The organism is Thioclava sp. UBA3469 (genome assembly GCF_002378135.1).
Taxonomy (GTDB): domain Bacteria; phylum Pseudomonadota; class Alphaproteobacteria; order Rhodobacterales; family Rhodobacteraceae; genus Thioclava; species Thioclava sediminum.
In genome coordinates this window covers 1-11557 of sequence record NZ_DFRG01000176.1, presented here as the reverse complement: position 1 = coordinate 11557, position 11557 = coordinate 1, and the positions used below count along the sequence as shown (strand labels likewise).

The 11557-nt window shown below is 63.0% G+C and carries 11 protein-coding genes and 1 pseudogene; 7 read left to right on the top strand and 5 right to left on the bottom strand.

What is annotated here, in order from left to right; translation table 11 throughout:
- Together B3D39_RS13005 and B3D39_RS13000 are read left to right on the top strand one after the other, a co-directional pair.
- The coding region (locus B3D39_RS13005) for a DUF3394 domain-containing protein (RefSeq protein WP_286789772.1) at positions 1–1045 on the top strand (1045 nt) is incomplete at its 5' end.
- The gene (locus B3D39_RS13000; RefSeq protein ID WP_075776036.1) at positions 1042–1473 is read left to right on the top strand and encodes a universal stress protein; all 432 of its coding nucleotides are present in this window, start codon (positions 1042–1044) and stop codon (positions 1471–1473) included. The genes B3D39_RS13005 and B3D39_RS13000, both read left to right, overlap by 4 nt.
- Positions 1474–1575: 102 nt before the next feature.
- Here B3D39_RS13000 and B3D39_RS12995 read toward each other — a convergent pair whose 3' ends face one another.
- A complete protein-coding gene (locus B3D39_RS12995) occupies positions 1576–2241 on the bottom strand; it encodes an acyl-homoserine-lactone synthase (RefSeq protein ID WP_078599396.1) in 666 nt (221 codons plus the stop codon).
- 73 nt (positions 2242–2314) lie between these two features.
- Positions 2315–2890: a response regulator transcription factor gene (locus B3D39_RS12990; protein ID WP_168173940.1), complete on the bottom strand. Its 576-nt coding sequence runs from the start codon at positions 2888–2890 to the stop codon at positions 2315–2317.
- Positions 2891–3016: 126 nt separating this feature from the next.
- On the opposite strand from B3D39_RS12990, the gene B3D39_RS12985 reads away from it, so the two are divergent.
- From B3D39_RS12985 to B3D39_RS12965, 5 genes are all read left to right on the top strand, one after another.
- Positions 3017–3448 (top strand): autoinducer binding domain-containing protein, encoded by a 432-nt coding sequence (locus tag B3D39_RS12985; RefSeq protein WP_078539643.1) that lies wholly within the window; start codon positions 3017–3019, stop codon positions 3446–3448.
- A 315-nt stretch (positions 3449–3763) separates the two neighbouring features.
- Positions 3764–4816 carry a UDP-glucuronic acid decarboxylase family protein gene (locus tag B3D39_RS12980; protein WP_078519561.1) on the top strand — a complete coding sequence of 351 codons (1053 nt, stop codon included), beginning with the start codon at positions 3764–3766 and terminating at the stop codon, positions 4814–4816.
- Positions 4813–6627, top strand: a complete 1815-nt coding sequence (locus B3D39_RS12975) for a glycosyltransferase (RefSeq protein ID WP_414718000.1) — start codon at positions 4813–4815, stop codon at positions 6625–6627. Before B3D39_RS12980 ends, B3D39_RS12975 begins: the two co-directional genes overlap by 4 nt.
- Positions 6628–6659: 32 nt before the next feature.
- Entirely contained in the window at positions 6660–7571 is a 912-nt protein-coding gene (locus B3D39_RS12970) for a glycoside hydrolase family 26 protein (RefSeq protein ID WP_108722301.1), read from the top strand.
- Positions 7572–7839: 268 nt separating this feature from the next.
- Positions 7840–8115 carry a hypothetical protein gene (locus B3D39_RS12965; protein WP_274962888.1) on the top strand — a complete coding sequence of 92 codons (276 nt, stop codon included), beginning with the start codon at positions 7840–7842 and terminating at the stop codon, positions 8113–8115.
- 54 nt (positions 8116–8169) lie between these two features.
- On the opposite strand, the gene B3D39_RS12960 is transcribed toward B3D39_RS12965, so the two are convergent.
- The 3 genes and pseudogenes from B3D39_RS12960 to B3D39_RS12950 all read right to left on the bottom strand — a co-directional run.
- Positions 8170–8976 carry an efflux RND transporter periplasmic adaptor subunit gene (locus B3D39_RS12960; protein ID WP_078603883.1) on the bottom strand — a complete coding sequence of 269 codons (807 nt, stop codon included), beginning with the start codon at positions 8974–8976 and terminating at the stop codon, positions 8170–8172.
- A 12-nt stretch (positions 8977–8988) separates the two neighbouring features.
- The gene (locus B3D39_RS12955) at positions 8989–10983 is read right to left on the bottom strand and encodes a preprotein translocase subunit SecA (protein ID WP_078569384.1); all 1995 of its coding nucleotides are present in this window, start codon (positions 10981–10983) and stop codon (positions 8989–8991) included.
- Positions 10976–11557: pseudogene (locus B3D39_RS12950) on the bottom strand (peptidase M50); the annotation flags it as partial. The gene B3D39_RS12955 and the pseudogene B3D39_RS12950, both read right to left, overlap by 8 nt.

Sequence of the window (11557 nt, the reverse complement as noted above, 5' to 3'; positions counted from 1 at the left end):
CGCCGGGATCATCGTGGGCACCGTCTCGCTGACCGGGATCGGTCAGGTGATGGCCGATTTCGTCGAGTTCCTCTCGGGCGGCAACCTGATCCTGATGCTGATCTTCGTGGCGATCCTGTCGCTGATCCTCGGGATGGGCCTGCCGACCACGGCGAACTACATCGTCGTCAGCTCGCTGATGGTGGGCGTGGTCGTCCATCTGGGCGCGCAGTCGGGCCTCGTGGTGCCGCTGATCGCGGTGCACCTGTTCGTGTTCTACTTCGGGATCATGGCCGATGTGACACCACCTGTGGGGCTGGCGAGTTTCGCGGCGGCGGCGGTCTCTGGTGGCGATGCGATCAAGACGGGCTTCACCGCCTTCTTCTATTCGCTGCGCACGGTCGCCCTGCCCTTCGTGTTCATCTTCAACACCGACCTGCTGCTGATCGACGTGACCTGGTATCAGGCGATCTTCGTCTTCATCGTCGCCACGATCGGCATCCTCGTCTTCACCGCAGGCACGATGGGCTGGTTCATCACCCGTTCGAAGATCTGGGAGACGGTGGCGCTGCTGCTGATCGCGTTCACCCTGTTCCGTCCCGGCTATTTCATGAACATGATCGAGCCGCCCTATAACGAGGTGCCGCCTGCCAATATCACGCAGCGTCTCGACAAGGCGCCGGTCGGTCGCGAGTTGCGGCTGGTCTTCTCGGGGCCCGATTATACGACGGGCGATCCGAAGGACATGACGGTGCTGGTCAAGGTGCCCGAGGGCGCGACGGGTCAGGACCGGCTCGACAAGCTCGGCCTGAGCTTCACCGAGACGGACGGCAAGATGGTCGCGGACGAGCCGATGTTCGGCACGGAGCTGCAGACCAAACTGCAGGGCTTCGACTTCTACGGCGACAATCCCGTCACCCTGTCCAACGTGAAGGTGCCGAACGATCAGCTTCCGAAAGAGCTGATGTTCATCCCCGCCTTCGCCCTTCTCGCGCTCATCGCTTTCCTGCAAAATCGGCGCAAGGAAGACGATGACGCAGCCTTTGCTGAAGGAGAACCGGCATGACCAATACCATTCTCTGCGCGATCGACATGAACCGCCCCAAGACCGAGCGCAAAGTGCTCGAATGGGCGGCGCGGTTGGCCAAGATGGAAGACGCCCAGCTCGACGTGATCACCGTGGTGCCCGATTACGGCTCGGCGGTGGTCGGGGCCTTCTTCTCGGACGATCACACCGCGAAAGCGAAGGAGCATGCGCGCGAGCTGCTGCATGACTTCGTCGCCGAGGTGGTCGGCCCCGAGGTGAACGCGAAGGTGCGCCACATCGTGGGCGTCGGCACCGCCTATCACGAGATCCTTTCGCTGGCCGAAAAGGACGGCGCGGACATGATCGTGCTCGGGGCGCATCGCCCCGATCTCAGCGATTACCTGCTCGGCCCGAACGCCGCGCGGGTCGTGCGACACTCGAATTGCTGCGTCTTCGTCGTGCGCTGAGCGCGCGACCGACGCCGAAAGCTAAGGGCGCGCCCGGACGATGGGCGCGCCCTTTTTCTATCGGAGCCCGGATCAGGCGGCCCCGGAACAGGCTGCCCTAGATCAGGCGGCGGTGTGCAACTGGCGCGGAGCCGATTGAGCTGCGATCACACAGGCTTCGGCCATTTCGCGACGCCGCTGCGTGGAATATTCCGCAGGCATCCGCAGCGCCGCGTATTGGCGCCCATCCTCGTCGTTGCGATAGGTCGGGCCCATCCGGCTCACATCGTAGCCAAGCTGGCGCAGCGCGCGCATCAGGGCGAGCGAGGAGAGGCAGATCAACTCGTCCGCGCCGCGTTCCCTGGCGCGCTCCACCAGCCCGTCGACGATGAGCCGCAGACAGGTCGAGCGTTCCGCCTGCGTGGTGAGCGCGTCGGAAATCACGAGCCGCGTGCATTCCCAGACCCTCTCGCTCGCGATTTCGGTCGGCAGGATTTCCGGCGGGATATGGGGCAACTTCCCCAGATGCGCGTCGCGCAGCATGTAGGTGTTGCCGCCCCAGATCGCCGCGGTCGACATGACCCGTGCCCCGCCCACCACCTGCCCGTCTTTCAGCACGAGCGAGTAATGCGCCAGAGGCGTATCGTATTGATCCATTTCTACTTCGTCATTATGCGGCACGTCCCAACCGAGCGTGTCGACGAAGACCTCCTTGCGCAGGCGCAGGAAGTCGTAAAAAGCGGTGCCGAAGCGGTGAAGTTGCGAGAATTCGAAAGTGCAGTTTTGCATTGGAGCCTCCTTCTGGATAGCTCCATCGAAACCACGAATTTGTGAAAAATTCACTCTTTTAGGTTGTATAAACCTAGATCAGTCGCCTTGAAGTCGCGATTGCGAGCATTTCAATCGCATTTCGCGCCCCCAGTTTTCGGCTCGCAGAAGACAGCCGCGCTTTCACGCCGCTTTCGGAAATTGCGAGTTCCGCGGCGATCTGTTTGATCAAGAGCCCGTCGGCGCGGAAGCGGATCGCCTCGATTTCGGCATCCGTGAGCGAGCGTTGCGAGGCGTCGACATGCAAGGCCTTGAGCATATCGAAAGCTTCATGAAGCTCGGCATCGGTGAAATCGCGATCCGACCGGAACAGAACCGCGTGGCTGCGTCGCCCGGCATCGCTTGGCGTGTTGTAAGAGATCGTGGCAGCGTAGGTCAGCCCCATCCGTCGGGCCATGCCGACGACGTCTCGGGGATCGTCCTTCAGGTCGACCCAGCGCACGTAACCGACATTGTGATAGACCCAGTGCATCGAAGGGTCCTGCACGACCAGACCGTGCTGGGTGTACATGTCGACCCAGTCACTGTTCAGACGGTTGAGTTCGGCTTCGGGAAATGCATATCCAACCCTGAGCGCGAGGTAAAACCCGGCCGGGGCGATTTCATTCAATCGCTTTTCGCAATCCCTCAGTTCCATATTCTGATGGTCAATTCACTTGCACTCACTGCGGTCGCAGCCTACCGTCGCACGCGTCGCTGCAGCCTTGTACCAACAACCTAAAGACGAATTCCCGTGATGGAAACAGCAAACCGCAAGGAAATCGCCAGCCTGCTAGAGGACCTCGGGCAAACCTGCGACACTGGTTTCGCATTTGCCCTGCATATCCGCTTCACTCGCCCGAACATCCTTTATCGCACATATCCCGAGCCGTGGATCGACGAATATAGCGAAAAGGGCATGATGATGGACGACCCTGTCGTCCTGTGGGGCTTGCAGCATGTGGGTATCGTGCGGTGGGACGATCTCGATGACCCCAAGGGGGTTCTGAAAGGTGCGAAATCCCACGGACTTTATAATGGCCTGACCTGCGCAGTGCTGGAGAACGGCTCGCGCTCGATTTCGGGGTTCACCCGATCCAGCGCCCCCTTCTCCGAGGACGAAGCGCAAGACCTGCTTGAGAAGACCCGGCGCCTGCACAACCTGACGGCGGGCCTGTCCGACCTCTGAGAAAAGGCGATATTGCGCCTTTCCCGGCTCGATTGTCCAAGTCGAATCAAGGGATAGGCGCGAAGACGAGAAGTCGAACCGGCAGCGCCGCACTCAACCTTAGCGTGCAAACTTCATCTATCGGAAGGTCGATTTTTTTCGGCCTTCCGAATTTCGCTCGAAATACTTTGCTTTCGCTTGATCGGCCCGAAAATCGCCCCCTACCCTTTTGAAATATCTGTAATCGGGATCGACGGGCCTGGTCCGGCCCAGAGCGATTAAGTTGACCTCAAACCGGACTGGGCAGTCGTTGCCGTTCTTCTGTGGGGGGAGAACATGACGCATCTGCCACGTTTCGAGACGCAAGATATCTCTTGGGCGCCGCCGCGCCGGCATAAGGGGCAGTTGCGCTGTCTCGTTGCCGGAGGGGCTGGTTTTCTGGGATCGCATCTGTGCGACCGGCTGATCGAGGCCGGTCACTCGGTGATCTGCATCGACAACCTGCTGACCGGGCGGACAAAGAACATCGCCCATCTCATGGAACATCCCGATTTCACCTTCCTCAGGCATGACGTCATCGCGCCGCTGCAGATGTATGGCGAGCTCGACCGGATCTACAATCTCGCCTGCGCGGCCTCGCCGCCGAAATATCAGCTCGATCCGCTGCACACGTTCCAGACCTGTGTCGCGGGGTCGATGAACCTTCTCAGCCTGGCCGAGCGGACCGGCGCTCGCATCCTGCAAGCCTCGACCTCCGAGGTCTATGGCGACCCGGATATCTCGCCCCAGCGCGAAGACTATCGTGGCCGGGTGAATACCACCGGCCCCCGCGCCTGCTACGACGAGGGCAAGCGCGCGGCGGAGACGCTGTTCCACGACCTTCAGGCCATTCGCGGCATCGACACGCGCATTGCGCGGATTTTCAACACCTACGGGCCCCGGATGGACCCCGAGGATGGGCGCGTGATCTCGAATTTCGTCACGCGGGCGATCCGTGGCGCGCCGCTCCAACTCTACGGCGGTGGCACGCAGACGCGCTCGCTGTGCTATGTCGATGATCTGATCAGCGGGCTGGTCGCGCTGATGGAAAGCGAGACGGTTGGGCACGATCCGGTGAATCTGGGCAATCCGGGCGAATATACCGTCGCCGAGCTGGCCCATATCGTGCGCGACATGTGCGAAAGCCGCGCGCCGCTCGTCGTCTCGGATCTGCCGCTCGACGATCCGATGCAGCGCTGTCCCGACATCACCCGCGCCGAGACCCGGCTGGGCTGGCGTCCGGAGATCGCGCTGCGCAGCGGCCTCGTGCCGACCATCGCCTATTTCCGCGCAGAGATAGCGGGCGTTGAAACCGCAACCGCCCCGATAACCGCAACGGCCGCCGAATGATCCAGCGCCCCGACATACGCGCTGCGATCGAGGCCGGACACCTCGCGCCCATCCTCACACCGAGGCAGGCACTGCGCTATCGGGTGCTGTTTGCGCTATCGATGCTCGCGACGGTCTATTTCTGGAGCTGGTGGCTGACACCGTCGCATATCCTTGCGACGGTTCCTTACCTGATACTCACGGGTGTGCTGATCTGGCTTCTGGCAATGCAGATCTACTTCTTCGTGATCTTCCTGCAGGCGGTCCGCCCCTCCTCGCCCCTTCCGGAGGCGGGTCGGTGGCGCGTCGCGATGATCACGACGAAAACTCCATCCGAACCCTTTTCGGTCGTTCGTCGGACATTGGAAGCGATGCTCGCGCAGGACTATCCGCATGACACGTGGCTCGCCGACGAGGCGCCCTCGCCCGAGACGCGCGCATGGTGCAAGATCCACGGCGTGAAGATCTCCAGCCGCCACGGCATCGAGGCTTACCACCGGCAGGAATGGCCGCGCCGGACCCGCTGCAAGGAAGGCAACCTCGCCTATTTCTACGACCACTGGGGCTATCGCGATTATGACATCGTAAGCCAGCTGGACGCCGATCACGTCCCGCAACCGGGATACCTGCGCGAGATGCTGCGCCCCTTCGCCGATGATGCGGTGGGCTATGTCAGTGCGCCGTCGATCTGTGCGTCCAATGCCAAGGAAAGCTGGGCCGCGCGCACGCGGCTTTATTTCGAAGCGGCCTTCCACGGAGTTTTTCAAGCGGGCTACACTGCAGTATTCGCGCCGATGTGCATCGGCTCTCATTACGCTGTGCGCACCTCCGCGCTGAAGGAAGCTGGCGGTCTAGGTCCCGAACTCGCGGAAGATCACTCGACCACGCTCCTGATGAACGCGGCGGGCTGGCGCGGCGTTCACGCGATCGACGCGATTGCGATCGGCGATGGCCCGGCGACTGTGACCGACCTGATCACGCAGGAGTTCCAGTGGTCGCGCTCGCTGCTGAGCCTCCTTCTGCGCTACATGCCGGACTATGTCGGCAAGATGCCGTGGCGGCTGAAGTTCCTCTTCGTGCTCTGCCAGAGCTGGTATGTCTTCTTCGCGCTCTCGATGTCGATGATGTATGTCGCCCCGATCATCGCCATCAGCTTCGACATGCGCTTTGCCGACGTGACCTATCCCGCCTTTATCGGACATGTGCTGCCCGCAGGCACGGTGACGCTGATATTCGCCTTCATGCTGCGGCGCGATCAGTTCTTCCGTCCGCGCGACGCCAAGATTATCGCGTGGGAGAAAGCACTCTTCGTGATGATGCAATGGCCTTGGGTGCTATGGGGCTGCGTGATGGCCGTCTATGACAGGCTGTCGGGAAAATTCGTCGATTTTCGGATCACACCGAAAGGCGAAGCCGCCTCGACGATGTTACCCGAGCGGATCATCGCCGTTTACGGTGGACTGGCCCTGGGGGCCTTGCTGCCGGTTCTTCTGGTGGACAACGTCATCGAGGCGCGCGGGTTTTACCTCCTCTCCATGTTCAACGCCGCGTTCTATTTCGTCTTGCTGAGTGTGATTTTCGGTGCGCGCGCGCGCAGCGTTCAGATCGATTGGCGCGGCTGGCCGCGCGACATGGCGGTTCAGATGGGCACGCTGAGCGTCATCGTCTCGCTCAGTTTCGGAGCCCTTTGGCTCCGCGGCGGCGAAAGCGTCTACGCGCTCATGATCGGGCTGAAATCGGTTCAGCTCGCAAAGGTCGAATACATCGTCTCGGGGGCTGGCATGGGCGCTCCGGGACAAGCGAAGTTCCACGTCAAACCGAGCTGGAAGTGACGGGGCTTCGCACTGAAAAGGAGGAGACTGACATGGCTAATGATTTGATGACCCGTCGCGAGATGATGGCCGGTGCCGCGGCGTTGGGACTGACAGTATCGGCGCGGCCGGCGTTCGCTGCGGATGTCAGCGTGCCGCCCGGCTCCTTGCCGTTCGGGGTCTATGATCCCGATGGTGACTTTGCGGATCTTTCGGGCGTGGTGATCGAGCACCTGTTCCTGCCCTGGGAGGACGTTTTCCTTCCCTCGCTGAACGACGCCGACAGCTACGCGCTCGAACGAAACCGCGCGCTTCTGGTGACACTGGAACCGTGGACATGGTCGCGCTCGGAGCGCAACACCGCGCAATATCTGCGCCGTGGCATCGAGCGGGGCGAATACGACGCCAACATGATCGCGGTGGCCGATGTGCTGGCGACGCTGCAAAGCCCGGTCACGCTACGCTTTGCCCATGAGATGGACGACAAATCCGGCCAGTTCATCTGGTCGGACTGGAACCCCGACGACTACATCGCGGCCTATCGCCGGATGACCGACGTCGCCCGCGACCGGGCGCCGAAGATCAATCTGATGTGGTCCCCGCTGGGCGACGAGAACATGGGCGACTATTACCCGGGTGACGATTACGCCGACATCGTGGGCCTCACCGTCTTCGGGCTGCAGGCTTGGGACCAGGCCAAGTTCGGGCGCGATCAGACCTTCGACGACATCTTCGCGCCCCGCTACGCGCGGGCTGCAACCTATGGCAAACCGGTGGCAGTGGCCGAACTCGGCTATGTCGGAAACCAGTCCTATGTCTCGATGTGGCGCGACCGGGTGCGTCAGGAATTGCCCGACTATCCGAGCCTCGTCGGTGTCAGTTACTTCAACCAGCGCGAGGTTTACCCGTGGCCCGAAGGCTTCGGCGCGCCGGATTGGCGAATCAAGAACCAAGTTCTGACCTGAGCCACCATAGGTAGTGGCGATTTTTCGCCTACAACACCACTGCTAGACAAGACATTGAAGCTGCGCGGGAATTTCTCTCGCGCAGCCTCTTTGCATTTCGCCACAAATCCGCCTGCTTCCCGCCACGTCACCTACCAACTTGACCCGTAGGCTGAGATCGACCAATCCTGCTGGCACGAGGACGCAATCGGCCCTCTTCCGCGCAGACGGGAGGGGTCAGACCGCAACGTGAGCAGACAGGATTACAGTTCCGATGACGTTTTTATCCGTGAAAGCGGCCCGCCTTGTCGTGGCCGGCCTGATCTTTGCAGCCCCGCTGAGCAGCGCCCATGCGCAACAAGCCGGCATGCTGGACCTCAAACCGATCCATGTTTCCGCCAAAAGCACCGCCGGTCAGGGCGGCGCAAAATTTGACTGGCTCGCCGGTCGCACCAGCAAAGCGCAAGCCACGCCGCGCGTCGTTCAGACCCGGTTTATCGGCAAGGGCAAATGGATTTGCTCGCCCGCCGGTTTCGGCAAGAAAGCAAGCTGCTTCCAGCGCTGAACGCCGCCCCTAGGCTTTAAGTGATGGCCCTGCCGCGACCGGGCCACGTCACGCTCATTCGGCGGGGAAACCCACGGTGCAGTCGATCCCGGCGGGCAGCTTGCCTTCGGGATTGGGCAGCGCGAGGCGCACCCCGAACGTGTCCGACGCCGCATCGAAGACCTTGTCGACGACGCTCACCGTCGCGTCGTATTCGCCGCCCACGGGCGCTGCGGGATAGACCTTCAACACCTGATCCTTCTTGACGCGGTCATACATCGACGTCGGCAGAAAGACTTCGACATGCAGCGGGTCGATCTGCGCGAGCTGCGCGATCGGCGCTTGCGAATAGACATATTCGCCCGGCCCCATCATCCGCGTGATCACCAGCCCGTCGATCGGCGAGCGGATCTCACGCCGCGCCAGCTGCGCCTCCACCCTTTGCAGATCGAGCTTCGCCAGATGCTGGTCCATCTGGGCCGAGCGTAGCTCCAACTGGGCCACTTCGGCATTCGTCTGGGCCTCCTGCACCTGCGCATCGGCCATCACGTTGCGCTTGCCCATCTCGGTCGCGCGGTCGGCGGCCTTTTGCAGCAGCGCCACTTTGGAACGCGCGATGTCGATCGGCCCCTCATCCTGCGCACGTTCCTTGGCATAGGTCAGCTGCGCCTCTTCGGCCTTGGATTCCAGCTTCGCGATCGGGTCGCCCTTCTTCACGGTATCCCCGCGCGAGACGAAGACCTGATCGATCACCCCGTCCACCGCCGAGCCGATCTCGAGCACCTGCCCCGGGTCGATCAGGCAATCGAAGCGCTCCTGATCCTGCGCGAGCGCCGCGCCGGGACCGAGGGCGAGAAGGAGGGTGATGGAAGTAAGCCGCATGGGTGGTCCCTTTCAGTTGCCCCTGCCGCTGAAGGCGAGCAGGTCTTCGAGATTGTCGTCGGCGCGCAAAAGCGCCTTGCGCACGCCGGAATGGCGCGCTTCGGTCGCGCGTTGCGCAAGCCGGGTCACGGGCGCGCCGATAAGCCACGGCACGCGCCCCTTCCCGCCTGAAAACATGCGGATCAGGCCCGAGAGCCGGGTGCCATAGAAGACCCGCAGCAGGTCGTCGTCGAGCGACACGAAGGTAACGAAGCTCCCCGGATCGCCCTGCCGTCCGCAGCGCCCAAAAAGCTGGCGGTCGATGCGGCGCGCGTCGTGGCGGCCGGTCGCGATGACATGCAACCCGCCGAGGTCGCGCATCTGCTGATCGATGCGAATGTCGGTGCCGCGCCCGGCCATGTTGGTCGCGACCGTGATCCGCCCATGACCGCCCGCTTCGGCGATGATATGGGCCTCGTGCTCGGTCTCGCGGGCGTTGAGAACGCGATGCGTCAGCCCCTCTTCGGTCAGGAGCGCGCTGATCTCTTCCGAGGCGGCGATGGATTGCGTGCCGATCAGGATTGGGCGGCCCGTCATGTGGACGCGCTTGGCCTCTGCCAGAACGGCGCGCCATTTCTGATCGGCGGTCGCGTAATGCCGCTCACCCAGGTTCTTGCGGCGCGAGCGGCGGTTCGTCGGGATGCGTTTCGTGCGCAGCCGATAGACCGCGCGCAGCTCGCCCGAGACCTCGGCCGCGGTCCCGGTCATGCCTGCCAGCGTCAGGTAGCGGCGGAAGAAGCGTTGGTAAGAAATCCGGATCAGCGTCTCCTGCCGACCCGTAATCTCGCACCCCTCTTTAACCTCGATCATCTGGTGCAGCCCGCGCTCCCACGAGCGGTCGGACATCACGCGGCCGGTATATTCGTCGACGATCTGAACGCCCGCCTCATCGACGATGTAATGCTTGTCGCGGTGATAGAGATGCAGCGCCGAGAGCGCCTGCCGCGCCAGTTCCTCGCGGTGAATTTCGGTGGCCCAGACGCCGCCGAAATGCGCGCTTAGCTGGCGCAGACGCGCTTTACCGAGGTCCGTCAGTTCGACCTTCCATTCCTTCTCGCGCACCGTGAAATCGCGCGGACGCGTCAGCTTGCGACCGATCTCGACGGCGCGCTGATAGGTCTGCTCCAGCCCCGAATGATCGCCGGCCCGGGTGATGATCAGCGGCGTGCGCGCCTCGTCGACCAGCACGCTATCCGCCTCGTCCACGATCGCGTAGCACAGCCCGCGCATCAGCAGTCTCTGCCGTTTCGGATCGGTCTTCGACAGCCCCTCAAGCGCCATATGCAGTGCGCGGGTCTCGCCCTCCAGCACCAGCCGATCCTTGAGGTAATCGAAGGCCAACTGCTTGTTCGTGCAGTAACAAATATCGCAGGCATAGGCCGCCTGCCGTTCCTCGGGGCTCAGTCCTTCGATGATAACGCCGACGCTGAGACCCAAAGCCCGATAGAGCGGCCCCATCCATTCCGCGTCGCGCGCGGCAAGGAAATCGTTGACCGTCACGATATGCACCGGCACGCCCGAGAGCGCCATGATCGCGGCAGGGAGCGTGGCGGTAAGGGTCTTGCCCTCACCGGTGTCCATCTCGGCAATCCGCCCGCGCAGCATCGCGCGCCCGCCCAGAAGCTGCACATCGAAGGGGCGCATCTGCAGCGAGCGTTCGGACTGGATGCGTACCAGCGCGAAGGCGCGGGCCACCAGATCGGCGCGCAGCCCCTTCACCCGCAGCTTCTGAGCAACCTCGACGCGGGCGGCATTGAAGGCATGCGCCTCCAGCTTCGCCAGCGCCTTCTCCTCCTTCGCGACACGGCGCAAAAAGCCCGCGCCTGCCGCCGATTTGATCGAGAAGAATTGCGACACCCGCCCCACCGCGCTCGCCATCACCCGGTCGAGCGTGCCGAGGCGTTCATCCTCGCGCTCGGGGTAGAAGGCGGTCAGAAGACCGGGGCGTTGGACGAGCATCTCAGACATCGTAGAGCCTCAGGAACAATTGGCGCAGCGCGCGATAGGCCTGAAATCCGATCGGCAAAGTGCCATGCGAGAAGCGCACCTCGACGCGCCGCCCCAAAAGCGGCAGCGCCGCGTCGGGGGCCATTTCCAGCTCGAACTCGAAGACCCGCTGCAGCGTGCGCAGCCCCTTGGTGTCGCCCGGATCGACCGGAACGGTGCCGCCGCCCTGCAGCCCCAGCGCGGGCGTCGGCAGGTCGCGGATGCCGCCGGGCACTTCGCGCACGATGGTCGCGGGATAGCTCTGCCCGCCATACTCGACCGGCATCACATCGACGCGGCCAGTCGCGTTGCGCACCAGATCGACATCGTCCTGACCGACCACGACGCGCAGCGCCGCCGTGTCTTCCTCGGTCAGAACGTAGGAGATCACCTGCCCGCGCTTGGCGAACCTTCCCTGCAGATCCTCTCCATTGGGCACCACGGCCAGACCCGCCCGCGGCGCGCGGATCGACAATTCGTCGAGCTGCTGGGCGAGCCGGTTACGGTCCTCGCGGGTCGCGGAAATCTCCGCCGCGATCATCTCGGCCTCGACCCG

What these genes read in the sequence shown, in the direction of transcription:
- B3D39_RS12970 (WP_108722301.1), top strand. Translation starts at nt 6,660, where the DNA reads ATGGCTAATGATTTGATGACCCGTCGCGAGATGATGGCCGGTGCCGCG.
- B3D39_RS12960 (WP_078603883.1), bottom strand. Translation starts at nt 8,976, where the DNA reads ATGCGGCTTACTTCCATCACCCTCCTTCTCGCCCTCGGTCCCGGCGCG.
- B3D39_RS12980 (WP_078519561.1), top strand. Translation starts at nt 3,764, where the DNA reads ATGACGCATCTGCCACGTTTCGAGACGCAAGATATCTCTTGGGCGCCG.
- B3D39_RS12985 (WP_078539643.1), top strand. Translation starts at nt 3,017, where the DNA reads ATGGAAACAGCAAACCGCAAGGAAATCGCCAGCCTGCTAGAGGACCTC.
- B3D39_RS12995 (WP_078599396.1), bottom strand. Translation starts at nt 2,241, where the DNA reads ATGCAAAACTGCACTTTCGAATTCTCGCAACTTCACCGCTTCGGCACC.
- B3D39_RS12955 (WP_078569384.1), bottom strand. Translation starts at nt 10,983, where the DNA reads ATGTCTGAGATGCTCGTCCAACGCCCCGGTCTTCTGACCGCCTTCTAC.
- B3D39_RS12975 (WP_414718000.1), top strand. Translation starts at nt 4,813, where the DNA reads ATGATCCAGCGCCCCGACATACGCGCTGCGATCGAGGCCGGACACCTC.
- B3D39_RS13000 (WP_075776036.1), top strand. Translation starts at nt 1,042, where the DNA reads ATGACCAATACCATTCTCTGCGCGATCGACATGAACCGCCCCAAGACC.